At 66.5% G+C, this 24,272-nt stretch carries 23 protein-coding genes; 13 read left to right on the forward strand and 10 right to left on the reverse strand.

The genetic code is table 11. From position 1 onward, the window contains the following. Positions 1 to 191 precede the first annotated feature (191 nt). From AB4Y98_RS10850 to AB4Y98_RS10865, 4 genes are all read left to right on the forward strand, one after another. Positions 192 to 527 (forward strand): hypothetical protein, encoded by a 336-nt coding sequence (locus tag AB4Y98_RS10850; protein WP_025876944.1) that lies wholly within the window; start codon positions 192 to 194, stop codon positions 525 to 527. Between the two features lie 155 nt (positions 528 to 682). Further along, positions 683 to 3,145 carry a S9 family peptidase gene (locus tag AB4Y98_RS10855; protein ID WP_223495599.1) on the forward strand — a complete coding sequence of 821 codons (2,463 nt, stop codon included), beginning with the start codon at positions 683 to 685 and terminating at the stop codon, positions 3,143 to 3,145. Between the two features lie 121 nt (positions 3,146 to 3,266). Continuing rightward, entirely contained in the window at positions 3,267 to 4,028 is a 762-nt protein-coding gene (locus AB4Y98_RS10860) for a hypothetical protein (protein ID WP_442244337.1), read from the forward strand. 136 nt (positions 4,029 to 4,164) lie between these two features. Next, entirely contained in the window at positions 4,165 to 4,488 is a 324-nt protein-coding gene (locus AB4Y98_RS10865; protein ID WP_312107850.1) for a hypothetical protein, read from the forward strand. Between the two features lie 13 nt (positions 4,489 to 4,501). On the opposite strand, the gene AB4Y98_RS10870 is transcribed toward AB4Y98_RS10865, so the two are convergent. Next, a complete protein-coding gene (locus tag AB4Y98_RS10870; RefSeq protein WP_312786039.1) occupies positions 4,502 to 5,485 on the reverse strand; it encodes a hypothetical protein in 984 nt (327 codons plus the stop codon). A 140-nt stretch (positions 5,486 to 5,625) separates the two neighbouring features. Here AB4Y98_RS10870 and AB4Y98_RS10875 point away from each other — a divergent pair, with 140 nt between their 5' ends. The 3 genes from AB4Y98_RS10875 (at position 5,626) to AB4Y98_RS10885 (ending at position 8,271) form a co-directional block, all read left to right on the forward strand. Beyond that, a complete protein-coding gene (locus AB4Y98_RS10875) occupies positions 5,626 to 6,594 on the forward strand; it encodes a DUF2268 domain-containing putative Zn-dependent protease (RefSeq protein ID WP_312107852.1) in 969 nt (322 codons plus the stop codon). Positions 6,595 to 6,689: 95 nt separating this feature from the next. Beyond that, positions 6,690 to 7,436: an SGNH/GDSL hydrolase family protein gene (locus tag AB4Y98_RS10880; protein WP_442244360.1), complete on the forward strand. Its 747-nt coding sequence runs from the start codon at positions 6,690 to 6,692 to the stop codon at positions 7,434 to 7,436. Positions 7,437 to 7,551: 115 nt separating this feature from the next. Beyond that, positions 7,552 to 8,271: a hypothetical protein gene (locus tag AB4Y98_RS10885; protein ID WP_442244338.1), complete on the forward strand. Its 720-nt coding sequence runs from the start codon at positions 7,552 to 7,554 to the stop codon at positions 8,269 to 8,271. Positions 8,272 to 8,286: 15 nt separating this feature from the next. On the opposite strand, the gene AB4Y98_RS10890 is transcribed toward AB4Y98_RS10885, so the two are convergent. Beyond that, on the reverse strand, positions 8,287 to 8,832 hold the full coding sequence (locus tag AB4Y98_RS10890) for a thioesterase family protein (RefSeq protein ID WP_080148474.1): 546 nt from the start codon (positions 8,830 to 8,832) through the stop codon (positions 8,287 to 8,289). A 69-nt stretch (positions 8,833 to 8,901) separates the two neighbouring features. Between AB4Y98_RS10890 and AB4Y98_RS10895 the strand changes: the two genes are divergently transcribed. Continuing rightward, positions 8,902 to 9,480, forward strand: coding sequence for a TetR/AcrR family transcriptional regulator (locus tag AB4Y98_RS10895; RefSeq protein WP_032976272.1), 579 nt, complete (start codon positions 8,902 to 8,904; stop codon positions 9,478 to 9,480). Between the two features lie 12 nt (positions 9,481 to 9,492). On the opposite strand, the gene AB4Y98_RS10900 is transcribed toward AB4Y98_RS10895, so the two are convergent. Then, positions 9,493 to 9,801: a hypothetical protein gene (locus AB4Y98_RS10900; protein WP_025876962.1), complete on the reverse strand. Its 309-nt coding sequence runs from the start codon at positions 9,799 to 9,801 to the stop codon at positions 9,493 to 9,495. A 166-nt stretch (positions 9,802 to 9,967) separates the two neighbouring features. Between AB4Y98_RS10900 and AB4Y98_RS10905 the strand changes: the two genes are divergently transcribed. The 3 genes from AB4Y98_RS10905 to AB4Y98_RS10915 are packed head-to-tail and all read left to right on the forward strand — an operon-like array spanning position 9,968 to position 11,655. After that, complete coding sequence (locus AB4Y98_RS10905; RefSeq protein ID WP_059064590.1) at positions 9,968 to 10,345, forward strand: VOC family protein; 378 nt, start codon at positions 9,968 to 9,970, stop codon at positions 10,343 to 10,345. Beyond that, entirely contained in the window at positions 10,342 to 11,091 is a 750-nt protein-coding gene (locus AB4Y98_RS10910; RefSeq protein ID WP_442244339.1) for a hypothetical protein, read from the forward strand. The genes AB4Y98_RS10905 and AB4Y98_RS10910 overlap by 4 nt, the downstream gene beginning before the upstream one ends. A 48-nt stretch (positions 11,092 to 11,139) precedes the next feature. After that, a complete protein-coding gene (locus AB4Y98_RS10915; RefSeq protein WP_442244340.1) occupies positions 11,140 to 11,655 on the forward strand; it encodes a hypothetical protein in 516 nt (171 codons plus the stop codon). A 46-nt stretch (positions 11,656 to 11,701) separates the two neighbouring features. Here AB4Y98_RS10915 and AB4Y98_RS10920 read toward each other — a convergent pair whose 3' ends face one another. The 6 genes from AB4Y98_RS10920 to hutI form a co-directional block, all read right to left on the reverse strand. Beyond that, positions 11,702 to 13,810 (reverse strand): TonB-dependent receptor family protein, encoded by a 2,109-nt coding sequence (locus tag AB4Y98_RS10920; protein WP_442244341.1) that lies wholly within the window; start codon positions 13,808 to 13,810, stop codon positions 11,702 to 11,704. A gap of 116 nt (positions 13,811 to 13,926) precedes the next feature. Then, entirely contained in the window at positions 13,927 to 15,363 is a 1,437-nt protein-coding gene (locus AB4Y98_RS10925) for a serine hydrolase domain-containing protein (RefSeq protein ID WP_442244342.1), read from the reverse strand. Positions 15,364 to 15,507: 144 nt separating this feature from the next. Then, on the reverse strand, positions 15,508 to 17,175 hold the full coding sequence (gene hutU / locus AB4Y98_RS10930; RefSeq protein WP_442244343.1) for a urocanate hydratase: 1,668 nt from the start codon (positions 17,173 to 17,175) through the stop codon (positions 15,508 to 15,510). Then, on the reverse strand, positions 17,172 to 18,026 hold the full coding sequence (gene hutG / locus AB4Y98_RS10935; protein WP_025876972.1) for an N-formylglutamate deformylase: 855 nt from the start codon (positions 18,024 to 18,026) through the stop codon (positions 17,172 to 17,174). The genes hutU and hutG overlap by 4 nt, the downstream gene beginning before the upstream one ends. Then, a complete protein-coding gene (gene hutH / locus AB4Y98_RS10940; protein ID WP_442244344.1) occupies positions 18,023 to 19,564 on the reverse strand; it encodes a histidine ammonia-lyase in 1,542 nt (513 codons plus the stop codon). The genes hutG and hutH overlap by 4 nt, the downstream gene beginning before the upstream one ends. Then, positions 19,561 to 20,784: an imidazolonepropionase gene (gene hutI / locus AB4Y98_RS10945; RefSeq protein WP_442244345.1), complete on the reverse strand. Its 1,224-nt coding sequence runs from the start codon at positions 20,782 to 20,784 to the stop codon at positions 19,561 to 19,563. The genes hutH and hutI overlap by 4 nt, the downstream gene beginning before the upstream one ends. Positions 20,785 to 20,851: 67 nt before the next feature. Between hutI and AB4Y98_RS10950 the strand changes: the two genes are divergently transcribed. Further along, positions 20,852 to 22,222: a formimidoylglutamate deiminase gene (locus tag AB4Y98_RS10950; protein ID WP_363732820.1), complete on the forward strand. Its 1,371-nt coding sequence runs from the start codon at positions 20,852 to 20,854 to the stop codon at positions 22,220 to 22,222. Positions 22,223 to 22,250: 28 nt separating this feature from the next. Then, entirely contained in the window at positions 22,251 to 22,979 is a 729-nt protein-coding gene (gene hutC / locus AB4Y98_RS10955) for a histidine utilization repressor (RefSeq protein ID WP_165377534.1), read from the forward strand. Positions 22,980 to 23,114: 135 nt separating this feature from the next. Here hutC and AB4Y98_RS10960 read toward each other — a convergent pair whose 3' ends face one another. After that, on the reverse strand, positions 23,115 to 24,131 hold the full coding sequence (locus tag AB4Y98_RS10960) for a restriction endonuclease (RefSeq protein WP_442244346.1): 1,017 nt from the start codon (positions 24,129 to 24,131) through the stop codon (positions 23,115 to 23,117). Positions 24,132 to 24,272: the final 141 nt, after the last annotated feature.

Genomic DNA, 24,272 nt, shown 5'->3' on the forward strand with positions numbered 1-24,272 from the left:
CTGAAGACGTTGCTGCGGTTCATGCAGCCTCAGACAGAATTCTTCCGTGAGTTGAGCACCGATGGTTGGCTCTGCATCCCGCAGTGCGCAGAGCCACTACATGCATGCGAGTCGCCCCACGACGCTGCTTTGTTCGCAGCACTGGGCGCGCATCTCGTCCACGATGTCCACGCAGGCTTCCGAGGTGCACGATGAGCAACGAATCGAGAGGAGCCCTGCCGCCCCTGGATCTGGATGATGCCAAGGCCGCGCAGATGATTGGCAAGCTGGTGCTGGTGGGCGTTACCCGTTTTGGTGGCGATGGCCAGGTGCAGGGGCTGGAGCAGTTTGCCGGCACCGTGCTGAGGGTCAGTGCCGAAGAAGGGCTGGTGCTGGCCGATGGCGATGACGGCCATGAGCGCTACCTGCCGCCCATGCTGGACCAGTACCTGCCGGCTGCGCCGGGTGAGTACCAGTTGCGGTCCAGTGGGGTGACGGTGATCGATCCCGATTATCTGTCCACCTGGGAGTTGCACGCGCGGCAGTAGGCGAGGGGCATCCAGAGAGGGGCCGGGCCAGGCAGGGCCACGCTTTGCAGGATGGGGCGACTAGCCCTTCCGGCCCATTTCCCGGTGGGCAGGGGGTGTTAGATTCGGCCCATGCCCGCCGTGCGGGTACCCAACTCACACCCCAGGGGAAAAGGATGCTCATCCGTCGTACCTCTCTGGCGGCGGCCGTTGCCGTTGCCACGCTCGGCCTGCTGGCCGCCGGCCCGGCCTTCGCCGACTACGCCAAGCCGCCGGAACACCTGCTCAAGGTGCTCAAGGCGCCGCCGCCGCCGGCACCGAACATCGACCCCAGCGGCCAGCGCCTGCTGCTGACCACCGCGCAGACCTATCCGTCCATCACCCGCGTCGCCCAGCCGTACCTGAAGCTGGCTGGCGTGCGCCTGGAACCGAAGAACCGCAGCCGCCACGACACCCCCGGTGGCTATGGTATTCCGGCCTGTGTGGCCGACTTCACCCTGGTCGAGATCGTCAGCGGCAAGAGCACCAAGGTGAACCTCCCGCAGGGGTGCGCAGGTGGCGCACAGTGGTCGGCCGATGGCAGCCGTTTCGCTTTCCAGAATGCCGTCGATACCAGCGTGCAGCTGTGGGTGGGCGACGCCGCCACCGGCCAGGTAAAGCAGGTGCCGAACGTGCAGTTGAACCCCATCTTCGGCAGCACGGTGCAGTGGCTGGGTGGCAGCCAGAACCTGCTGGTGAAGCTGGTGCCGGCCAACCAGGGCCCGGCGCCGTCCAACGGCGGTACGCCCACCGGCCCGGACGCGCAGGAGTCGCTGGGCAGCAGTGGGGAGAGCAGTACCTATGAAGCGCGTGACACGCTGACCAGCGTGCACGATGAAAAGCTGTTCGCCTATTACGGTGCCTCGCAGTTGGCGGTGGTCGATGCCGCTGCCGGCAGCGTGCGCCCGGTTGGCCAGCCCGCGCTGTACAACGACGTCAACGCCGCGCCCGACGGTGTGCATGTGCTGACCGAAACCCTGAAGGCGCCGTTCTCGCATGCGGTGACCTACCAGCGCTTCGCCAACGATGTGGCGGTGCTGGACCTGGCTAATGGCCGCAATACGGTTCTGGCCAGCCTGCCGCTGGCCGATCGCGTGCCGGTACACGGTGTGCCGGAAGGCCCGCGGGGTTATGACTGGCGCTCCACCGACCCGGCCACCCTGGTCTATGCCGAAGCGCTGGACAAGGGCGACTGGAAGGTGAGCGTGCCGCATCGCGATCGCGTGCTGATGCTGAAGGCCCCGTTCACCAGCAAGCCGGTGGAAATCGCCCGCACTGCACAGCGCTTCGAGGGCTTTGCGTGGTCGGCCGACCCGGCCGTGTCGTTCCAGTTCGAGAACGACGAGAACCGCCACTGGATGCAGGCCCGCATCGTGGATGTGGACCAGCCGAAGAAGGAAGGTCGCCTGCTGTGGGACATGTCCAGCGATGAGCTGTACGGCAACCCGGGCAACCTGGTGTTCAAGCGCCTGCCCAGCGGTGCGCCGGTGGTGCGCCAGGAGGGCAACACCGTGTTCCTGCGCGGGCAGGGGGCCTCGCCGCAGGGCGACCGTCCGTTCCTGGATGCGCTCGATCTGGCTACGTTGAAAACCGAACGCCTGTTCCGCAGTGATGCCGATGCGTACGAGCAGTTCCTGGGGTTCAGCAATACACCGGGTCGCTTCCTGACCTGGCACCAGTCGGTGATGGACCCGCCGAACGCATTCGTGCGTCTGCTCGGTGAGCGCATCAACGATGCCAAGGCCGGCGAGGCACAGTTCCAGTCCAAGCCTGCTGCGTTGACCAAGCTGCTCGACCCGACCCCGGAAGTGCGGCAGATCCAGAAGCGCCTGGTGACCTACAAGCGCGCCGATGGCGTGGACCTGTCGTTCACCCTGTACACGCCGCCGGGCTACAAGGAAGGCCAGCGCGTGCCGGCGATCCTGTACGCATACCCGGCCGACTTCGCCAATGCCGCGCAGGCCGGGCAGGTCTCTGGTTCGCAGCAGACGTTCACCCGTCTGCAGCCGTACCGCCTGATGCTGCTGGCCGGCTACGCGATCATCGACAACGCCTCGTTCCCGATCGTGGGTGACCCGAAGAACGCCTACGACACCTATCTGGAACAGCTGGAAGCCGACGCCAAGGCGGCGGTGGACAAGGCCGTGGAGCTGGGTGTGGTGGACCGCAACCGCATCGGCGTGACCGGCCACAGCCATGGTGGCCTGATGACCGCCAACCTGATCGCCCACACCAACCTGTTCAAGGCCGGCGTGGCGACCAGTGGCTCGTACAACAAGACCTTCACCCCGTTCGGCTTCCAGAACGAGCGGCGTTCGGTATGGCAGGCGCAGGATGTGTACCTGAAGGCGTCGCCCTTCTTCTATGCCGACAAGATCAAGCTGCCGCTGCTGCTGGTCCACGGCGAGGACGATGCCAACCCGGGCACCGAGCCGTTCCAGTCGCGCAAGCTGTACCAGGCGATCCGCGGCAATGGTGGTACCACCCGTCTGGTGATGCTGCCGAACGAGCCGCACTGGTACACCGCGCTGGAATCGAACGAGCAGCTGGTGTCGGAAATGCTGAATTGGTTCGACACCTACGTGAAGAACGCGAAGTAATCCGGCAAGGCCGCCCTCCGGGGCGGCCTTTCTGTTTCAGGCGTCCAGTAGCACCGAGCCATGCCCGGTTGCTATGCACGAAGGCTGCATGTGCCACAGAATCTGCTTTCCAAGGAGCGTCATGAAGGCCTGGTTTCTCGTCGTCGTAGCCCTGTGTCCGGCCGCTATGGCTGCTGCAGCCGATGGGCCCATGCGCATCGATGTGGCCTACGACTGGTCCGGTTGGGGAGGTGTTTCGGAGCACTGGCTTATCGAGCGCGATGTACGTGGAATCACCACGCGTGTTCGTGTCACAGATTCGGCGGGAAGCCAGGAATTGCCCAAGCAGATATTGCGGGCTGCTGCGGTCGAAGCGTTCGAAGCGGCTATTGATGCTGCCCCGCTGTCCAAGGAGGCCACGATCAGTCTGATTGCCGGCCGCCTCGATCGCGCCGAGATGCTGGAGTTGGATCCGAAACTGACTTCAATGCCTCCGGCATCGTGCACCTTCGCCGATCAGCAGGCGTGGGCCCGTCGGACATTGACTGTCCAGGGGCTGCACCAGCGGGTGCAGCAGCACTTCAGGGGGGACGGGGTGGCGTGGACTGACGATTATCCGGTGATGTCGGTAACGGTGAAGCGCCAGGGCAAGCCTGACGTGGTGTTTCTGTCGAGATCGCAGAAGGCCTTGATGTTGCCATGGAAGCAGCTGTCTAGTGGGCAGGTGAATCAGCGATCACTGTCGCTCGCGCCGGATCAGTGGCGCCCCGCGCTGAGTGACGCGTTGACCCGGTTGCTGCCAGAGGGGGAGGCAACACGTGCCCGCTTCAAAAGCACCTGGCTGCAGCTTCGCTTGAAACAGGAGCTTGAGCTGGAGGCATTGAAGTGCACGACCGGGCCATGAACAGGGGGGGACTGCGACGGCACATCCAGTCCAGGTATCCCCCTGTGGGTGTTGCGTAACCATCTGTGATAAAGGCATGGATCGGCCGCAAAGCTGCGGTACGCTGCGCATCTGATGTCCGCTACGGGTTCGCTCCATGAAGGCCTTCATCCTCGCCGTATCGCTGTCGATTTCCGTTGTCCCGGGCATTGCATTCGCCCAGCCGCTGCCGGCTGAGCTGGCAGCGTTGGGCATCACTGCCGGCATGCCCTACAGCAAGGCCAAGCGCCTTCTTGATGCCGCAGGATGGCAGGCCAGCCCGCCACGCGACGCGGCCGAAGTGTTGGACGGTTTCCCGGAAGTGGGTTGCCAGAAGGGCGGCAACAATTGCAGCAGCACCTTCGCCAAGGATGGGCAGCAGGTTGCTCTGCAGGTGGGAACCACGCTGGCGGGCCAACCCTTCGTGCAGGGTGGCCGCTGAGCAGGACGCGCACTCAGCCCAGCGGTAGGTTATCCAGCGCACGCGACATCCGGTCATGCAGGTCGCGCACGCGTTCGGCCTTGGCATCCACGCGGCGCTCATCGCCGAAACTGCGGACATAGGCGCATGCAGCGAAGCCGGCGCTTTCCCTTTCGTATTCGGCGATCCACGCCAGGCGGTCGGGGTTGCTGGCCTGCTCGGCCGACCAGGCCGCTACCGGCGGGCGGATGCGCGCGATGATGCCAAGCCGCCACGGTTTGGGTGTCAGCCGCGCACGGAAGCAATGCTGCAGTGTGCACATGCGTGCATACAACGCGTCGGTGCCCAACGCCTTGAAGAAGGCATGCACCTGCGCATCCTGTGGTTCGAACGTGGCATGCATCGCCAGTATGCGCAGCCCGGCCGGGGTGCGGTAAGCGCGCAGGTGCCAGTCGGGGTGGTGCTCGACAAACGCCTGCACGCGCTGCAGTGCGATGCCCTCGACGCCGCCGGCCCGGGCGAGCCGTCGCTTGCGCCGCCCCGACAGGATCTGGTTGACCACCACCATCGCAATGCCGCCGGCCGCCAGGCCGATATTGAAGTTGCCCAGCGCACCTCCGATCAGCGCACCGGCCGCCAGCAGCCCCAGCGCACCGAGCAGCGGCAATGCGCAGCCTGAGGGAGTGGGCACGTGGTCGATATCCGCAAACAGCACATCGGGGGTGTTCAGGCACAGCGCGCCGTAACTGTTGCGGGTGACAATGACATCATCCCTGCGCTGCACGATCTGCTCGCGGATCGGGATGCCTTCGACACCGTAGTTGGTCCGTCGCTCGCGACGCGGCACGGACTGGCCGCTGAGGATGGCATCAAGCGCTTCGCGTGCACGTGCATCGGCGTGGGCCTGCGCGGTGTCCTGGTCGTCGTCGGACCAGCCGAACCGGCGTACCACCACCGGGCGGCCTCTGTACCTGTCCTGCAGACGGGCTTCGGCCCAGTAGGCTGGAACGATCATCATCCTGTCTTCCCCTTGCTTCCATGGCAGCCGCTCGCCGCGAGTCTGGCACAGCAGGGGAGGGCGTTGCACGATACGGCAGCGCATGCGCCGACGCGGTGGTAGATTGCGCGCTTCGCGTGCACTCCACCAAGGACGGAGCCATGTTCGTGTCATTGCGCTGCCTGCTTGCCCTGGCCCTCGGCGGGGTGATCGGCGCCACCCAGGCGGCGGTGTCGGGACCGGAAATCCTGACCGCCGATGCCACCCGTTTCTACGCGCTGTACGAGGCCGCTGGCGGCAAGCCCAGCGTGGCCCAGCTTGAGCAGTACCTGGCACAGGGCACGCCGAGCCTGGCCCAGTTCGCCAAGCTGCGCCGGGTGACCGCCCAGCGCATGGCCGAAGCAATGGCGCGCGAGCCTGCGGTGTATGCGAATGGGCGGGCCTGTCTGGCGGAGTTGCCGGCAGTGCGGCAGCGACTGGTGCAGGTGTTCGCCAATCTGCAGGCCATCTATCCGCAGGCGAAGTTTCCGCCGGTGGCGATCGTGGTTGGGCGCGGCAAGCCGGTGGGCATGACGTATCCCGATGGGGTGGTGATCGGCCTGGAAGCACTGTGCGCCGCCGAATTCATGAACGCCAATGCGCAGGACCGCTTCGTGCACGTGATCGCGCATGAGTATGTGCATATCCAGCAGACCGGTGTGAGCGAGTACGAAGCAGGCGACCCGCGGGCGACGGTGCTGCGCGAGTCGCTGGGCGAGGGGATCGCCGAGTTCATCGCCGAGCTGATTTCCGGCAACGTTGGCAATGGCCGGCATGCCGGTTGGACGCGGGGCAGGGAAGTGCATATCGAAAGCGCCTTCGCGCTGGACGTGGACAGCACCGATCTGACGCCCTGGCTGTACAACCACACGCCGGGTTCGCAGGAGCCCTACGACCTGGGTTACTGGGTGGGCTACCGCATCGCCAAGGCGTACTACCTGCAGGCCGGCAACAAGCGCGATGCCGTGCGCGCGCTGATCCAGCAGGACAACCCGAAGGCGATCCTGCAGGCCAGCGGCTGGACGCCAGGCATGTGGATGCCGGCCAAGGTGACGGGTGTGGCGGCAAGGGCGGCTGCATCGGCCAAGTGACCATTGGCAGGCCGCGCTAGACTGCCCCAGGTCGACAACGGAGGATGCTCATGCGCAGGAGGACTTCACTGGCCTGGCTGCTGGCCGGATCGCTCATGGCGGGGCTGGCCGCGCCAGTGTTGGTGCAGGCGGCCAGCAATCCATTGCTGACCAAGCCAGTGGAGCAGGTGCAGCCAGACGAAGTGCGCTTCATGCAGCAGCGTCTGTCCGATTGGCCGCAGCTGCAGAAGTACCGCGCAGCCAATGCTGCATTGCCCGCGCCACGGGACGGCCAGTCACGTGTGGTGTTCTTCGGCGATTCGATCACCGAGGGCTGGGGCAAGGAAGGCAGCAGCACGTTCTTCCCCGGCAAGGGTTACCTCAATCGCGGCATCAGCGGGCAGACCACCGCACAGATGCTGGTGCGCTTTTCGCAGGATGTGCTGGCGCTGCGCCCGAATGTGGTGGTGATCCTGGCCGGCACCAATGACATCGCCGGGAACACCGGCCCATCCACGCAGGCGATGATCGAGGACAACCTGCAGGCCATGCTGGATCTGGCGAAAGCGCATGGCATCGCGGTGGTGCTGGCGTCGGTGCTTCCGGTCAGCGAGTACCCGTGGATGCCGGGCATAGCACCTGCACCCAAGGTGCGTGCATTGAATGCTGCGTTGAAGCGGCAGGCTGATGCGCGGGGCTTGGTCTATCTGGACTACTACACGCCGATGGCCAACCGTGCCGGCGGACTGGATGCGCAGTTGGCAATCGATGGCGTGCATCCGACGGCGAAGGGCTATGCGCTGATGGCACCGCTGGCCGAGGCGGCGATCAAACGCGCACGGGCGAACGCGCCCAAGCGCTGAGATTGGGGTAGTGCCGGTCGCTGGCCGGCAACCTCAATCTGCATGACCACCGGGTTGCCGGCCAGCGGACCGAGCGGGCCGCGCACGGTGGCCGCCAGGGACGACGAGGCAGGGAATGCAGAACGGAATCGGCAGCAGGCTGCGCTTGGCCGGCGTGGCCACGGTACTGATGTTTGCAGGTCAGGCGAGCGCCATTGCCGCGCCTGCAGCGTCACCGGTCACACGTGAGGCGGTGGCCGGCATTTCCCTGAGCGAATGGACAGCGCGTTGGTGGCGCTGGGCTGACGCGCAGAGGGTTGCGCCTTACCTGGATCCCGATGGTCGCCTGTGCGAACTGGGCCAGGAGGGGCCGGTCTGGAACCTGGCAGGAACCAATGGCCGCTTCCAGCCACGCAGGCAGTGCGTGGTGCCCGAAGGCAGGCACCTGTTGCTGCCCATCATCAACATGGCCAGCTACCAGACCGGGGAAGACGTCTCCTGCGAGGAGCTGCAGGCCGGCGCGGCGATCAACAACGACTATCTTGTCAGCGCTGTGGTGCTGCTGGACGGGCAGCCGTTGGGTGACATGCGCCTGCACCGGGTGAAGAGCGAAGGTTGCTTCCGCATGGATCCGGATGACGACGACTCGAGATTGGCTGCGGCCGACGGCTACTGGCTGATGCTCAAGCCACTGACGCCCGGTCGGCACACCGTGAGCGTCGGCGCCAACTATGGCGCGCCCGAAGGTGGCGCGTACAGCCAGATGCGGCAGACCTTCGAGTATGTGCTGCATGTGGGTGGCCGCACGCAGATCACCTTCGTGACCCCCATGAAGGTGGAGGCGTCTGCCCCCTGATCTGCGCCGCAGGGGTCAATCATGGTCCTGCTTCAACGCCAGGTCGGCAGCCAGCAGCGCCTCGGCTGCCGCACTCAGGGCCGGCGAGGGCGGAGCAACCACGCCGATCGATTCCATCATCTGTGGCATGCCGACGAACTGACGTGCGCGGCGGTCGTAGATGCCGGTGATCAGCAGTGCACGCGTGGCGGTTTTCTGCTCCGGGCCGATCAGTACGCGCTGCTCCATGATGCCGCGTGTGCCGACCCAGCCGACCAGTCGCGTTTCCAGGGTGAAGCGCTGGAACGGCTTCAGCTCGCGCCGGAACTGGATGGTGCCGGCGCCAACAATCGGCGCCCACTTCTCACGCAGCGCCACCTTGCCCAGGCCCATGCGCAGGATCAGGTCCAGCCGGCCCAGGTCGAAGATGTTCCAGTAGCGGCCGTTGGTCATGTGCAGGTTGCTGTCCAGGTCGTTGGGCAGCACCCGGAACTGCAGGCGGGAGACGCCGAACGGGGCCTCCAGCTTCGGCCGGAACAGGCTGCACAGCAGCAGGTGGAGCAGGCGGAACCAGAGATTCATGGTTATGACGACTGTTATAGAACGGTCGATACGCTAGTCTATGACGACTGTCTTAGCAAGGAGCCGGCCGTGAGCCCGCGATCATCCGATGCCCCCCAGCGTGTGATCGATGCCGCAGCGCAGATGCTCGCGCGTGTGGGCCTCAACGCGACCAGCATCCGCGAAGTGACCAAACTGGCTGATGCGCCGCTCGGGTCCACGTATCACCACTTCCCGGGCGGCAAGCAGGAATTGTTGGCACGGGCCACCACGATGGCCGGCGACAAGGTGGAGGCGCTGCTGATCGAACTGCTGAAGGGCGGCGCGGTGCAGGGGTTGCAGCAGTTCCTGGCGCTGTGGCGCGAGCGCCTGCTGCGCACCGGTTTTCGTGCCGGCTGCCCGGTGCTGGCGGCAGCCGTCGAGGAGCCGGTGGAGGCCCTGCCGAGCCAGCCACGTGCGGCGGCCGCCGAGGTGTTTGCCCGCTGGCAGGGGCACCTGGCTGAGGCGTTCGTCGCCGATGGGCACGCGCCTGCCCAGGCGACCGGCCTGGCCAGCCTGGTGATTGCCAGTGTGGAAGGCGCAGTGGCGATGAGCCGCGCACTGCAGGACATCGCCCCGTTCGACCAGGTGGCTGCGCAGCTGTTGAAGGCAGCCGCACCGCCTGCTTGAGCGGCGCGCGGACTACTTGAAGAACATGTAGACCCACCCGGCAAACATGGGCACCATCACAGCGATACTGGATGCCACCAGCCAGCGTACATAGCGGCTGGCCGCATCGGCCCCTTGCCGTTTCAGTGCCCAGGCATGCAGAGGCAAGACCAGCAGTGCCTGCAGGAACAAGGCCGCCATTGCGCCAAGCCAAAGTGGAAACACGCCCAGGCAGCCGTCACTCATGCAATAGGTCGCGAACCACGACCCCCAGCCTGCCAGGCCGATCATCGGCAGGAACATGACGATGGCAACAGGGCGGGTGAACTGGGACGCTTGCATGCAGGAGCCGATCCGTTCCGTGGCTGCCCAGAATATAGGATCCACACCGGAATGCGGTTGCCGTGGATCGGGCGGGAACTGGACGGGACGTGACCTGTAGACGCGGCGCCACGGCAGGGTAGAATCCGGCCAGCGCAGCCCGCGCGTGCTTGGCAAGGATGTCTGCATGCTGCACCACCTCTCGTTGGGTGTCCGCGATCTCGAGCGTGCAGGTCGCTTTTACGATGCCGTTCTTGCAGCACTCGGTTACCGCCGCGTTTTCGAAGACGACACTGCGATCGGCTATGGCCTGGTCGAGGATGAAGACCTGTTGTGCCTGAAGCTGCGCGACGATGCGGTTGCGCCGGGACCTGGCTTCCATCTGGCGTTGACGGCAACTACGCGCGATGCCGTTGATACCTTCCATCGTGCTGCCTTGGCCACCGGAGGCCAGGACAACGGACCTGCCGGTCTGCGCCCGGACTACGGCGAGCGCTACTACGCTGCGTTCGTGATCGATCCAGATGGTCATCGCATCGAGGCGGTGACCAAGGCGGCGGCATGAAGCACGCACGCCAGCCTTTTTCAATGCCGGGCAGCCGCAGCAGCGAAGCGATGCGTGCACGTCGGCAGCTGCAGCATCGTGGCTGGCCGCGGCTGCAGATGGCCGTGATTGTCGTGCTGACCGGTGCCGCCGGATTCCTCGCCTCGCACGTGCTGCGCCTGGCAGGCATGGACGCGATGCTGCTGCGCTATCCGCTGGCCGTGCTGATCGCCTATGGCGTGTTCCTGCTGCTGATGTGGGTCTGGATCCGGTGGCGCTGGGATGCGGTGGCCGATGGGTTGGGTTCCGCGCCTGGCGGCGGTGACAGTCAGGCATCGCCGTGGACCGGCAGCGGCGGGCATTCCGGCGGTGGTGGCGCGTCCGCTTCCTGGGGTGAAGCCGCAGCGTCCTCCAGCGCGAGCGCCGACAGCGCATCGTTGCTGGACGTGGCCGACGGCGACGCAGGCCTGCCGTTGCTGGCCATTCTCGGCGTCATCGCGCTGGTGGCTACAGTGCTCGTGGCCAGTGCCTGGGTGGTCTGGTCGGCGCCGGTGCTGATGGCCGAGCTGCTGGTGGATGCGGCCATCGCCGGGGGTCTGTACAAGCGGATGCAGGGCATGCAGGCGCAGGGGTGGTGGCGGCTGTGCCTGTCCCATACGATCTGGCCGCTGCTGGGCCTGCTGGTGTTTTTCGCCGGGCTGGGCTGGCTTGCGCAGCAGTTGGCGCCGGATGCGGTCAGCCTGATGCAGGTATTCAAGGCGTTGTAACAGGATCTGCCACGACGTTTAATATCAATCACACGCAAGGAGAAGCGCATGGATGTCGCTGCACGCAGGAACAGGAAGTTCGTTCGTTGGCTGATGGTGGCGATGTTCGCCCTGTTGATGCCCTTCGCGGTGCTGGCCCAGTCCGGGCCTACGGCCACCCCGCCCACAACAGATGCGGCCGCCGAAGAAGCCCAGTGCCGCGCCTGCACCTATGAACGCATCGGGCACAAGGTCGACATCGGCCTGGTGGCCTTGGTGTCGCTGCTGGTGGTCGGCCTGCTGGTGGCCATTTCCCGCGAATGGGGGACGACCTCGCAGCGCTGGACCTGTCGCACGATGGCCATGCTGCTGGTGGGTATCGGGGTGGCCCTGCTGTGGTGGGCGGGCAGCATCATTTACCTGGGCTACAACCCCTGGCAGGAGGACGCGGCTCCGCTGGATGCCGCATTGGCTTCTACACTGCTCAGCACGTCGCCGAAGTGGCTGGCAGCAATGGTGTTGATCGCTTTTGCGCCAGCCCTCTGGAAGCGCAGCGAACGCCTGCCAGCGTGGCGTATCGGCTGACCTGGGGTCAGCGGCGCCGGATCAGGTCCGGCGCCGCCTGCTGGAATCAGTCGAAGCGCCAGCGCACGCCCGCATACACGCCGCGGCCTTCGCCGGGCGTCGAGCGCGCCACGTCCTTGCCGGCATCGTTGTAACCGGGGGTGACGGTGGCGGCGTAATGGCGGTCACCGATGTTGCGCATCTCCGCCCACAGCTGCCAGCGGCCGCCCGGTGCGTCGTAACCGATGCGTGTACCGAAGATGACGTGGCTGTCGGCCCAGTAGCTGTTGGCGTAGTCCACCGCGATGCGCGAGGCGTACTCGGTGTTCAGTGCTGCATACAGGCCCGAGGCGTGGTCGAAGCGCAGCTCGGCCTGGTAGGCATGGCGCGGCAGACCGGGCAGGCGGTTGCTGCCGAAGCGCGTGTCATGGCGATAGCGGAAATCGCTGAAGGTGTACGCCTGGCGCAGCGACAGACGGCCCGGTGCAGCCTGCCACAAGGTGCTGTCCAGACCGGCCTCGATGCCACGGTGCACGGTGGGGCTGGCGTTGTTCTCAGCGATGAACAGGTTCGGCACCGGCTGTAGTTCCACGCTCAGCAGCTCGTGGTTCACGTGCGCGTAGTAGCCGGTCAGTTCCCAACGACCCAGCGCCGCTTCGCCGCGTGCGCCCAGTTCCAGCGTGGTGGCGGTCTGGTTCTGCATCGGCACCGGCGCGCGCTGGCGGCCGGTGGAAGGACCATTGCCTGCGCTGAAGTACTGGTTCGAGCCCCAGATCATCGACCACGGGTGCGGCGCTTCCACCGAACGGCTGAGGTTGCCGAACCACTGCGTCTGCGGCGTCTGTTGCCAGGTGAAGCCCAGCCGCGGCGCGTAATCCCAGTCGTGGTCGCGCAGGCGGCCGCCGCTGGTCGGCCAGGTGACCTGCACATCGCGGCGGGTGTTGATCAGTGCAAAACCAGTCTGTACGCGCAGGCGTTCATTCACGGCCAGGTTGTTGCCGATGTGCAGCGTGCTGTCGGTGCCGTGGTGGCGGAAGTCGCGCGTGCGGGTGCCGGCGGCATAACCGTTGTTGGCAAAGCGCAGCGACTCGCGCACATCGGCATCCAGGTCGTGGGTAACGCGCAGGCCGATGGTGGTTTCGCTGTCCAGGCCGAACAGCATGTGCCGGCGGTGGTAGTCCAGCGTGGCGTTGAGATTGGCGTAGTCCAGCTGCTGGCGGTACAGGCTCTCGTTCAAGTCCATCGGGTATTTGTGATAGACCAGCCCGGCCTGCAGCGAGGAATCCTCGTCGATCTGCAGGGTGGTGAGATTGCCCACCCAGGTGCTGCCCGGCTGCGGACGGCGCGCATCGATGGCCAGGTTGGCCGCGTTCGCCGCGCGCGGATCATTGCGGATCTGCTCGCGGGTCAGGCGCCCGGGTGTCTCGTGGTTGGTTTCGCGGTAGCGCACGAAGAAGCGGGTCTGCAGATCGGGGGTGATCTGCCAGCCGATGTTGGCCATCGCGCCCTTGCCATCGCCGGCCGCATGGCGCTGGTAGCCATCGAATTCGGTATCGGTATAGGCCAGGAAGTAATCGACATCGCCGCTGACGCCGCCCCAGCTGATCCCGCGCTTCTGGTAGCCGCGGCTGCCGGCTTCGTAGTGCAGCTGCACGCCAGCCGAGTCGCGACCGCTGCGGCTGATGTAGTCGATGGCTCCGCCCAGGGCCAGCGCGCCGCGTTCGAAGCCGTTGGCACCGCGCAGCACTTCCACGCGCGACAGCCACAACGGTTCCAGCAGTTCGTAAGGTGTGCCGCCCGGGCCAGTCAGTGGAAGGCCGTCGATCGACACCGCGATGCCGGAAGCATGTGCACCCGGGCCGCGGTTGATGCCCGACCCGCGGATCGACACCTTGGTGCCTTCGTTGCCCGGCGACTGTGCGCTGATACCGGGCTGATAAGCCAACACGTCGGCGCTGCTGGACAGGCGGCTATCCGCCTTGGCCACGTCGATCACGTTGCTGGCGCCCGGCACGCGCTTCAGCGCCTCGCGCGCCTGCGCGCTGGCATCGGCGGCAGTGACCCGCACCGCGTCCAGCGTGGTGGCCTGAGGCGCGGCGTGGGCGGCGGTGGACAGGCCAAGCAGGATGGCCAGCGACATCGGGGAGCGGGTGGGGCGATACGGCAGAAAGGGCATGCGGACAGTCTGTAAACCAAAAAACAGGCGCGCAAGTTAACAGGTCGGGTGCGGTACGTCACCTACCGGGTGCGTATGGGCTCACCCCGATGCGTGGCGTGGATTCACAGAAGAATCTACGGCGAGGTTTTCGCCAGCCCCTTCGACTTCGCATACAGCCGATCAGCGGTCTCCTTCTCGCCCAGCGCAGCATGGCATTCGGCAAGGCTGTCCCAGGCATTGGCCGAGGTGGGATACAGGGCCGTGTTGAGGGCGAAGACCTTCAGCGCGGGCCGGTTGCCCAGATTGTTGCGGATCGCGTAGCCGGTTGCATTGATGGCCCGCTCCAGTTCGTCGGATGCAATGCCACTGCTTTCGCTCAGCCACGCACGCAGGCTGCTTTCACTGCTGCTGTCGCCGGTCAAGGCATAGCCGATCAAACGTTCGGACAGTGCTGCATGCGGAAACTCGCCTGGTGCAGCCACTGCCATAGTGCTTTCCACCAGCGTGCTCGACCAGGCATTGCGGGCGCTGCCATTGGTCAGGTACACGATCACCCAGTAGCCGCTGGCCAGCGTGCCCTTGAAGGCCAGCCGCGCGCGCACGCGGGTGCCACCATCGTGGCCGACCTGTGTATAGCCATCGCTGCGGGTCGTATCCCAGCCGGTGGAGAAGAAGTTGCTGCCGCCGCCGGTCAGTGTCTGTGGCTGCCACAGCGCTTCCAGCGTGGCCGTGCGCACCAGCTTGCCGGTCGCCAGCGCCTGCAGGAAACGGTTCATGTCGCCCACGGTGGTCTGCAGATCGGCGTGGCCCCAGCCGTAGTTCGGCCATGGATCTTCATTGGCCGGCTGCAGCTGGCCTTCCTTGCCGATGTACGGCACCGCCGCGCGCTGCGCCGGCACGCTGGCTGCTCCCCACGAGGTGCTGGTCATTTTCAGCGGCTGCAGGATGCGTTCGCGTGCAATGGCCGGATAGGGCTTGCCGTAATGGGTTTCCAGCAATGCGGTGAGCACCAGGTAGTTCGCCTGCGTGTACTGCACGCGGCTACCGGTGGCGAACTGCATCGGTGCCGAACCGGCCACCTTCAACGCAGCAGCAAGATCGGGCGCCACGCCCGGGTAACCTTTGCTCACCCAGCGGTTGTCCACGCGGTCGTAGTATTCGCCGATGCCAGAGCTGTGGTTGAGGAAGTCACGCACGTGGATGACCTGCCACGCGGTCGGCAGGTCCGGCACATAACGACTGGCGGGGGCATCCAGATCCACCTTGCCCTGGTCCACCAGCTGCATCACCAGCGTGCTGGTCAGCAGCTTGGCCATCGACTGCGCGGCGAAGATGGTATCGACGGTGGCAGGCGCGTGGGTGGCCGGGTCGCGTTCACCACTGGCGCCCTCGTACAGCACGTTGCCGTTGTGTGCGACCAGTACCGCCTGGCCGGCAATGCCATAGCGTTCGCGGTTGACCTGCAGCTGGCTGTTGAGCTGGGAAGCAAGATCTGGCGGAACATCCCGTGCCGAAGCGAACGGGGTGGCGAACAGGGCGCAGAGCAATGCAGAAGCGAGCGTGCGGTACATCGCGGTGATCCGTCAGCGGCGATGGCGCATCTTGGTCACGGCGGGGGATAGGGTCAAGCCAGGAGGGTTGTGCCGACCAAGGTCGGCATCTACCAGAGTCAAAGTGCATCGGGCGGTGCCGGCCAGCGGCCGGCACCCCTGCGATCAGCCGAGAATCCCCGGCAGATCCAGACCCTTCTCCTTCGCGCACTCAATCGCGATCTCATACCCCGCATCGGCATGGCGCATCACGCCGGTGGCCGGGTCGTTCCACAGCACGCGTGCAATGCGCTTGGCCGCCGCTTGAGTGCCATCGCAGACGATCACCATGCCGGCGTGCTGCGAGAAGCCCATGCCCACGCCGCCGCCGTGGTGCAGCGACACCCACGTCGCGCCACTGGCGGTGTTGAGCAGGGCATTGAGCAGCGGCCAGTCGGACACAGCATCGGAGCCGTCGGCCATCGCTTCGGTTTCGCGGTTCGGCGAGGCCACGCTGCCACTGTCCAGATGGTCGCGACCGATCACCACTGGCGCCTTCAGTTCACCGTTGGCCACCATCTCGTTGAAGGCCAGGCCCAGTCGATCACGATCGCCCAGACCAACCCAGCAGATGCGCGCGGGCAGGCCCTGGAACTTGATCTTCTCGGCGGCCATGTCCAGCCAGCGGTGCAGGTGCGGGTTGTCCGGAATCAGCTCCTTCACCTTGGCATCGGTCTTGGCGATGTCTTCCGGGTCGCCGCTCAGCGCGGCCCAACGGAACGGGCCGATGCCGCGGCAGAACAGCGGGCGGATGTAGGCTGGCACGAAACCCGGAAAATCGAACGCGTCCTCGACACCTTCTTCCAGCGCCATCTGCCGCAGGTTGTTGCCGTAATCCACGGTAGGCACGCCCAGCGAGTGGAAACCGAGCATGGCGCGGATGTGGTTGGCCATCGACGCACGCGCGGCCTTTTCCACGTCCTTCGGTGCGGTCACGCGCTTGGCATCCCATTCTTCCACCGTCCAGCCCTGCGGCAGGTAGCCGTTCACCGGGTCGTGGGCGGAGGTCTGGTCGGTCAGCAGGTCCGGCTTCACGCCGCGGATCAGCAGTTCGTCCAGCACGTCGGCAACGTTACCGAGCAGGCCCACCGACAGCGGCTTTTTGGCGGTGCACGATTCTTCGATCAGGCGCAGGGCCTCGTCCAGATCATCCGTCCAGGTATCCAGGTAGCCGGTACGCAGGCGCATTTCGATGCTGCTCTTGCGGCATTCCACTGCCAGGCAGGAGGCGCCGGCCATCACTGCGGCCAGCGGCTGCGCGCCACCCATGCCACCCAGACCGCCAGTGAACAGCCACTTGCCAGCCAGGCTGCCGTTGTAGTGCTGGCGGCCCATTTCCACGAAGGTCTCGTAGGTACCCTGCACGATGCCCTGCGCGCCGATGTAGATCCAGCTGCCGGCAGTCATCTGGCCATACATCGCCAGGCCTTTCTTATCCAGCTCGTTGAAGTGATCCCAGTTGGCCCAGCGCGGTACCAGGTTGGAGTTGGCAATCAGCACGCGCGGTGCATCGGCATGGGTGCGGAACACGCCCACCGGCTTGCCCGACTGCACCAGCAGGGTCTGGTCATCGTCCAGGCGCTTGAGGGTTTCGACGATGGCATCGAAGCTCTCCCAATCGCGTGCGGCACGGCCGATGCCGCCGTACACCACCAGTTCCTGCGGGCGCTCGGCCACGTCCGGGTGCAGGTTGTTCATCAGCATGCGCAGCGGCGCTTCGGTCAGCCAACTCTTGGCGGTAAGCGTGGTGCCGGTCGGTGCGGCGATGGTGCGGGACGGGTCGTTGCGGGTCATGCGGCGCTCCGGTTCGTAGCGAATTCAAGGCAGGCATTGAGCACCTGCGCCAGGGTATGGCGCAGCGGTGCGGCGTGGTCGGGGTCGAGCGGGGTGGGCCAGCTGTGCTCGTCCACCTGGTCGGGCAGGGGCTCGTGCATGTAGCCGCGGCAGGCCAGTTCCATCTGCAGGCTGTGCACACCACCGGCAATGCTGCTGTAGTGGCGGGTGATCCAGCCGCCCTTGAAGCGGCCGTTGCGCACCTGGCTCATGCCGCTGAGCGCCAGCAGGTTTTCCACCACATCGCTCAGTGCGTTGTCGCAGGAGGTGTCCGGTGCACCGGACGGCCCGGCGGTGCCGAGATTGAACTGCGGCAACTCGCCCTCGAACAGGTGCGGGATGTGCGAACGGATCGAATGCGCGTCGTACACCACCACGGTGCCGTGGCGTGCACGCAGGCGTGCGATCTGCGTGGCCAGTGCGTTGTGGTACGGCGCGAAATACGTGTCGCGGCGCCGGGCAATCTCGGCGTCGTCCGGCTCGCGACCGGCGTGGTACAGCGGCTGGTTGTCGAAGGTGGTCAGCGGGCACAGGCCGGTGGTGTTTTGCCCCGGGTACAGCGACACGCCGCTGGGGTCGCGGTTGAGGTCGATCACCGAACGCGAGATTGCCGAGCGCACGGTGGTCGCGCCCATGCCGCGTGCGAAGTCGTACAGCTCATGCACCCACCAGTCGGCATCGCGGCGCGCCAGCCACGGCGAGTGGAAATCGCCGATCAGGTCATGCGGCAGCTCGCTGCCGGTGTGCGGGAAGCTGACGATCAGCGGCGCATCGCCTTCGTGCACGGTCAGCCATTCGGGATGGCCGTTCATGCCTGCGGTTCCACCGTGGGCAACAGCTCGGCCAGGCCCTTGGCCAATGCGCCGCTGCGGACCAGATCGGTTGCGATCACCATGTCCGGGTGGAAATAGCGATCTTCCTGCAGCATCGGCACCTGTGCACGCAGCGTGGCGCGCACGTTTTCCAGTGCCTTGCTGGAGCGCAGCGGCGCATGGAAGTCGCAGCCCTGCGCAGCGGCCAGCAGCTCGATGCCGATCACGTTGGCCGCGTTCTCGGCCATCTGCATCAGGCGGCGTGCACCGTGCGCGGCCATCGACACGTGGTCTTCCTGGTTGGCCGAGGTGGGAATCGAATCGACGCTGGCCGGGTACGCGCGCTGCTTGTTTTCCGACACCAGTGCAGCGGCGGTCACCTGTGGAATCATGAAGCCGGAGTTCAAACCCGGACGCGGGGTCAGGAAGGCCGGCAGGCCGGACAGCGCAGGGTCGACCAGCATCGCCAGGCGGCGCTCGCTGATCGAACCGATTTCGCACACGGCCATCGCCAGCATGTCGGCGGCAAAGGCCACCGGCTCGGCGTGGAAGTTGCCGCCGGACAGCGCCTCACCGGTGTCGGTGAACACCAGCGGGTTGTCGGACACGCCGTTGGCTTCGATTTCCAGCGTGGTAGCAGCCTGGCGCAGGATGTCCAGCGCCGCGCCCATCACCTGCGGTTGGCAGCGCAGGCAGTACGGGTCCTGCACGCGCACGTCGTTGTCGCGGTGCGATTCGCGGATACCCGAATCCTGCATCAGCGTGCGCAGGGTGGCGGCGGTGGCGATCTGCCCACGCTGGCCACGCAGCGCATGGATACGCGGATCGAACGGCGTATCCGAGCCCTTGGCCGCTTCCACAGACAGCGCGCCGGTGACCAGTGCGGCCTGGAACACGGTTTCGATCTCAAACAGGCCGGCCAGTGCGTACGCAGTGGAGAACTGGGTGCCGTTGAGCAGGGCCAGGCCTTCCTTCGCGCCCAGTTCCACCGGCTGCAGGCCGGCGCGAGCCAGTGCGTCCATGGCGGGCAGGCGTTCTTCGCCGACGAAGGCCTCGCCGACGCCGATCATCACGCTGGCCAGATGCGAGAGCGGTGCCAGATCGCCCGAGGCACCGACCGAGCCCTGCGCCGGCACCACCGGCAGCACGCCCTTCACCAGCATTGCTTCCAGCAGCAGCAGCGTTTCCTCGCGCACGCCGGAAGCACCCTGGGCCAGGCTGACCAGCTTCAATGCCATCATCAGCCGCACCACATTCGCCGGCATCGGCTCGCCCACGCCCGCGGCATGCGAGAGCACGATGTTCCGCTGCAGGGTGRCCAGGTCCTCGCGTTCGATGCGCACGCTGGCCAGCTTGCCGAAACCGGTGTTGATGCCATACACCGGTGCGCCCTTGGCGACGATGGCAGCCACCGTTGCGGCACTGGCGCGCACCGCCGGCAACGCGGCCGGGTCAAGCGACAGCGGCGCACCGCGATACGCCTGCCGCCACTGGGCGAGGGTGACATGGCCGGGGCGAAGAACCAGGGTGTTGCTCATGTGTTGCTCCAGGAGGCAGGCAGGTCGGGCTGTCCGCGCACCACGCGCGCGTGCAGCGGGTTGAATCCAATGCGATAGACCAGGTCGGCGGGGGCGTCGATGTCCCAGATCGCCAGGTCGCAGTCCATGCCGACGGCCAGGCGGCCGATGCGCTCGCCATGGCCCAGCGCACGCGCCGCTTCACGGGTGAAGCCGGCGATGCACTCGTCCACGGTCAGGCGGAACAGGGTGGCGCCCATGTTCATTGCCAGCAGCGGGCTGGTCAGCGGCGAAGTGCCGGGGTTGCTGTCGGTGGCCAGTGCCAGCGGCACGCCGGCCGCACGCAGCGCGGCGATCGGCGGCAGGGTGGTATCACGGGTGAAGTAGAACGCGCCCGGCAACAGCACGGCGACGGTACCGGCGGCGGCCATCGCGGAAATGCCGGCGTCGTCCAGATGTTCGATATGGTCGGCCGACAGCGCACCGAAACCGGCCGCCAGTTCGGCGCCATGCTGGTTGCTCAGCTGTTCGGCATGGATCTTGATCGCCAGCCCATGCGCACGCGCAGCTTCGAATACCTGACGGGCCTGCGCCGGCGAGAACGCGATGTTCTCGCAGAAGATGTCCACGGCCTCGGCCAGGCCTTCTGCAGCGATGGCCGGAATCATCACCTCGCACACCTCATCGGTGTATTCCTGCGCCTCGCGACCGGGCGGCACCGCGTGCGCACCGAGGAAGGTCGGCACCACGTTCACCCGGCATTCCTCGCCCAGCGCGCGTGCCACCTGCAGCTGCTTGCGCTCGTCCTGCAGGGTCAGGCCGTAACCGGATTTGATTTCGATGGTGGTCACGCCTTCGGCACGCATCGCCAGCAGGCGCGGGCGGCTCTCGCGTGCCAACTGCTCTGGCGAGGCAGCACGGGTGGCGCGCACCGTAGAGACGATACCGCCACCGGCACGGGCGATCTCGGCATAGCTCACGCCCTGCAGGCGCTGCTCGAATTCGTTGGCGCGGTTGCCGGCGTAGACCAGGTGGGTGTGGCAATCGATCAGACCGGGCGAGATCCATCGGCCTTCGCCGTCGATGCGGGTGGTCGGCTGCAGATGGGCATCGCTGCCGGCGGGGCCGACATGCACGATGCGGCCATCGGTGGCGGCCAGTACTCCATCGCGCAGGACACCCAGGCCCTCGCCATCGAGGGTCATCAGGTGGACGTTGGACCAGAGGGTATCGACGTGCATGGCATCCACAACGCAGCTGTGCTTATATGTCTATACAATATAGGCGTCCAATTCGGGTTGTCCAGCCATGTCCGATTCGCGTCCCGCGCACTCCTTCCATGCCGCCCACGCCCTGCTGGCCGACGGCTGGGCCGCCGACGTCCGCCTGCAGGTGCAGGACGGGCGCATCGCCGAGGTCACGCGTGGGCAGGCTGCGCAGCAAGGCGATGCCCGCGTGGGCATCCTGGTGCCGGGCCTGCCAAACCTGCACAGCCACGCCTTCCAGCGCGGCATGGCCGGCCTGACCGAGATCGGTGGCGGCGACGGCGACAGTTTCTGGAGCTGGCGCGAACTGATGTACCGCTTCCTGGCCCATCTGCGCCCGGACGCAGTGCAGGCCATCGCCGCCCAGGCCTACATGGAAATGCTGGAAAGCGGCTTCACCCGCGTCGGCGAATTCCATTACCTGCACCACGATGCCGATGGCCGCCCCTACGCCGATCGCGCCGAGATGAGCGCGCAGATTGCAGCTGCAGCCGCGCAGACCGGCATCGGCCTGACCCTGCTGCCGGTGTTCTATGCACACGCCGATTTCGGTGGGGCGCCGCCGAACCCGGCACAGCGCCGCCTCATCCATGACGTAGACGGGTTCGCGCAGCTGCTTGATGGCGCCCGCACCGCGCTGGCCACGCTGCCCGATGCGGTGCTCGGCATCGCCCCGCACAGCCTGCGCGCGGTGACGGGCGAGGAGCTGAGCGCACTGCTGCCGCTGACCGATGGCCCGATACACATCCATATTGCCGAGCAGGTGCGCGAGGTCGAGGCCTGCCTGGCGTGGAGTGGCCGGCGACCGGTGCAGTGGCTGTACGAGCATGCCCCTGTCGATGCGCGCTGGTGCCTGGTGCACGCCACCCACATCACCGACGACGAGCGCGCGCAGATGGTCGCCAGCAACGCCGTGGCCGGGCTGTGCCCGATCACCGAGGCCAACCTGGGCGACGGCCTGTTCCCGATGCAGGCCTTCGCGCGCGAGGGCGGGCGCTTCGGTGTCGGCTCCGATTCCAACGTGCTGATCGATGCCGCAGAAGAGCTGCGCCTGCTGGAGTACGGCCAGCGCCTGACCCTGCGGGGTCGCAACGTGTTGGCCCCGGATGCCGGCCGCAGCACCGGGCGCTTCCTGTTCGAGGGTGCGCTGCAGGGCGGTGCCCAGGCGCTGGGTGTGGCCGCCGGCCTGCATGTAGGTGCCAGCGCAGACATGGTTGAACTGGACGCCGCGCACCCCGCGTTGCAGGCGCGACACGGTGACGCATGGCTTGACAGCTGGGTGTTCGCCGCACGTAATGGCGCGCTGCGATCGGTCTGGCGCCATGGCCGCCAGTGCGTGGCCGACGGCCGCCACCTGCAGCGCGAGGCCATCACCAGCGCTTTCGCCGCTGCCCTGCGTGGCGTGCTGGGCTGATCGCCTCCCACCATCGAGACTCCACCACGTGAAGGCCAGCAAGTCCGCCACGCTCAACCAGCGCATCCGCAGCGACCTGGAAAGCCGCATCCTCAGCGGAGAGTGGGCGCCGGGCTTCCGCATTCCGTACGAGCACGAGCTGATGGAGCAGTACGGGTGCTCGCGCATGACGGTGAACAAGGTGCTGACGGCGCTGGCCGAGAGCGGCATGATCGAGCGCCGCCGCCGAGCGGGCTCCTTCGTGGCTCGGCAGCCACCGCACCTGGAGCAGGTGGCGCTGGAGATCCCGGACATAGCGATGGAGGTCGGCTCGCGCGGACATCAATACGGCTACCGGCTGCTGCAGCGTGAACTGCGCCTGGCCGAGGCAGCCAATGCCGGCGAAGTGGAGTTGGCCGGCAGTGAGCAGTTGCTGGCGATGCGCTGCCTGCATCTGGCCGATGGCCGGCCGCTGGCGCTGGAGCATCGCCTGATCAGCCCGGTCGGCGTGCCCGAGGTGCTGGAGGTGGATTTCAGCACCACGGCGCCGGGCAGCTGGTTGCTGCAGAACGTGTCGTGGACGCGCGCCCAGCACCGCATCAGCGCCTGGGGCGCCGATGCGCCCACCGCCAAGCTGCTGGACGTGAAGCCCGGTACCGCCTGCCTGGTGATCGAGCGCCTGACCTGGCGCGGCGAACAGCCGATCACCCGCGTGCGTCAGATGTTCCTGGGTGATGCCTGGGATCTGGTCGCCCGTTTCGCGCCTGGGACGCGATAGGGGCGAACCCACGCTCGGCTTCTTCCCAGGGCGCTTTCAGCCAAGCGGGAATGAATCGCCGTGAGTAGATCCACGCCATGCGTGGATGCGGTGACGAGCAGCCGAGCGAGCTCGGCACCATCACGCCTCAGCCCATCAATACGTCGCGCACTGCCGCCAGCGCACCGGCTCATCCACGCCGGGGCGGGCGTTGAGCTGCACGCGCACGTTGCGCAGGGCAGGGTAGCGCAGCACTTCCTGGCAAACACGCGGCCACACGGTTTCCAGTTCGCCGGTGCGGTTGATCGCCAGCGTCTGTCGGGTCAGCCAGACACCGCTGGCGATGCCGGATTGCCCGGCCAGCGCGCGGGCCAGTTCAGCCTGGTAGCGGTCCAGCGTGGCGGTGTCGGGGTTGGGATTGCTGCGCGCGTCGTCGCCATTCTGCGCCGCGGCTGCGGCGACCATGGGAGCGGGCGCATTCGCGGCGCTTTCCGGCGCGGCGGGCGTCGGCACAGGACGTGCAGCCGGCGGCGCTACAGGTGCAACGGCCGGTGCTGGGACCGAGTCCGCCTGTTCCGGGCGCAGGCCCTGCAGGCCAAGCCCGACCAGCAGGCCCAGCGTCACTGAGGCCAGTGCGGCAATGGCGATGCGGCGCAGCGCCTCATGGCGGGCGATGGCGCGCACGCGGGTCTCAACATCGGCCGGCAGGTAGGGCTGCAGCAGTGGCCACAGGCGCGGACCATCGATTACTTCCACTGCCTGCTTTTCCGCAGCGCCCAGGCCATCGCGTTCAACCCGGCCTTCGGTGATCAGCATGCCGCCCTTGGCGCCTGCCAGCCGCGCGGCAGCACCCAGTTCGTTCACCGCAGCGGTGCCGATGCGATAGGCCAGGCCGTGCTTGCACGACACCCGCCAGTTGTTCGGACCATCGCTGAGCAGGAAATCGCTGCTCGGCTCGCGGCTTTCCTCGCTCGGATCCTGCAGTTCACGCAGGCCGCGCTGCTCGCGCAGCATGCGCTTGATCAGCGTGGAAAACTCACGCCAGTGCATGCCCGCCAGAGCCTGCAGGCCCAGTTGCATTTCGGTACGTCGACGCTTGAACCACCACAGGTACACGGTGGCCAGGGTGCAGGTAAGCAGGGCCGACAGCAGGGCCAGAATCCAGGGAAGCATGCAGGGCGACGACGGAAGGGGCGAAAACGGAAGCCCACAGTGTAAAGGGCGGACCGGTTGATTGCGTCAGGGTGTTCCCGACAACAACCGTGATGCAGCCCGCAGATCCGCACGCGCCAGACACGAAAAAACCCGCCAATC

Origin of the sequence: Stenotrophomonas sp. 2YAF26, from assembly GCF_052114625.1 — a bacterium.
Lineage (GTDB): Bacteria > Pseudomonadota > Gammaproteobacteria > Xanthomonadales > Xanthomonadaceae > Stenotrophomonas > Stenotrophomonas indicatrix.

Excerpts from the sequence above, each read along its gene's own strand:
- AB4Y98_RS10850 (WP_025876944.1), top strand. The coding sequence starts at position 192 with ATGAGCAACGAATCGAGAGGAGCCCTGCCGCCCCTGGATCTGGATGAT.
- AB4Y98_RS10855 (WP_223495599.1), top strand. The coding sequence starts at position 683 with ATGCTCATCCGTCGTACCTCTCTGGCGGCGGCCGTTGCCGTTGCCACG.
- AB4Y98_RS10860 (WP_442244337.1), top strand. The coding sequence starts at position 3,267 with ATGAAGGCCTGGTTTCTCGTCGTCGTAGCCCTGTGTCCGGCCGCTATG.
- AB4Y98_RS10865 (WP_312107850.1), top strand. The coding sequence starts at position 4,165 with ATGAAGGCCTTCATCCTCGCCGTATCGCTGTCGATTTCCGTTGTCCCG.
- AB4Y98_RS10870 (WP_312786039.1), bottom strand. The coding sequence starts at position 5,485 with ATGATGATCGTTCCAGCCTACTGGGCCGAAGCCCGTCTGCAGGACAGG.
- AB4Y98_RS10875 (WP_312107852.1), top strand. The coding sequence starts at position 5,626 with ATGTTCGTGTCATTGCGCTGCCTGCTTGCCCTGGCCCTCGGCGGGGTG.
- AB4Y98_RS10880 (WP_442244360.1), top strand. The coding sequence starts at position 6,690 with ATGGCGGGGCTGGCCGCGCCAGTGTTGGTGCAGGCGGCCAGCAATCCA.
- AB4Y98_RS10885 (WP_442244338.1), top strand. The coding sequence starts at position 7,552 with ATGCAGAACGGAATCGGCAGCAGGCTGCGCTTGGCCGGCGTGGCCACG.
- AB4Y98_RS10890 (WP_080148474.1), bottom strand. The coding sequence starts at position 8,832 with ATGAATCTCTGGTTCCGCCTGCTCCACCTGCTGCTGTGCAGCCTGTTC.
- AB4Y98_RS10900 (WP_025876962.1), bottom strand. The coding sequence starts at position 9,801 with ATGCAAGCGTCCCAGTTCACCCGCCCTGTTGCCATCGTCATGTTCCTG.
- AB4Y98_RS10905 (WP_059064590.1), top strand. The coding sequence starts at position 9,968 with ATGCTGCACCACCTCTCGTTGGGTGTCCGCGATCTCGAGCGTGCAGGT.
- AB4Y98_RS10910 (WP_442244339.1), top strand. The coding sequence starts at position 10,342 with ATGAAGCACGCACGCCAGCCTTTTTCAATGCCGGGCAGCCGCAGCAGC.
- AB4Y98_RS10915 (WP_442244340.1), top strand. The coding sequence starts at position 11,140 with ATGGATGTCGCTGCACGCAGGAACAGGAAGTTCGTTCGTTGGCTGATG.
- AB4Y98_RS10920 (WP_442244341.1), bottom strand. The coding sequence starts at position 13,810 with ATGCCCTTTCTGCCGTATCGCCCCACCCGCTCCCCGATGTCGCTGGCC.
- AB4Y98_RS10925 (WP_442244342.1), bottom strand. The coding sequence starts at position 15,363 with ATGTACCGCACGCTCGCTTCTGCATTGCTCTGCGCCCTGTTCGCCACC.
- hutU (WP_442244343.1), bottom strand. The coding sequence starts at position 17,175 with ATGACCCGCAACGACCCGTCCCGCACCATCGCCGCACCGACCGGCACC.
- hutG (WP_025876972.1), bottom strand. The coding sequence starts at position 18,026 with ATGAACGGCCATCCCGAATGGCTGACCGTGCACGAAGGCGATGCGCCG.
- hutI (WP_442244345.1), bottom strand. The coding sequence starts at position 20,784 with ATGCACGTCGATACCCTCTGGTCCAACGTCCACCTGATGACCCTCGAT.
- AB4Y98_RS10950 (WP_363732820.1), top strand. The coding sequence starts at position 20,852 with ATGTCCGATTCGCGTCCCGCGCACTCCTTCCATGCCGCCCACGCCCTG.
- AB4Y98_RS10960 (WP_442244346.1), bottom strand. The coding sequence starts at position 24,131 with ATGCTTCCCTGGATTCTGGCCCTGCTGTCGGCCCTGCTTACCTGCACC.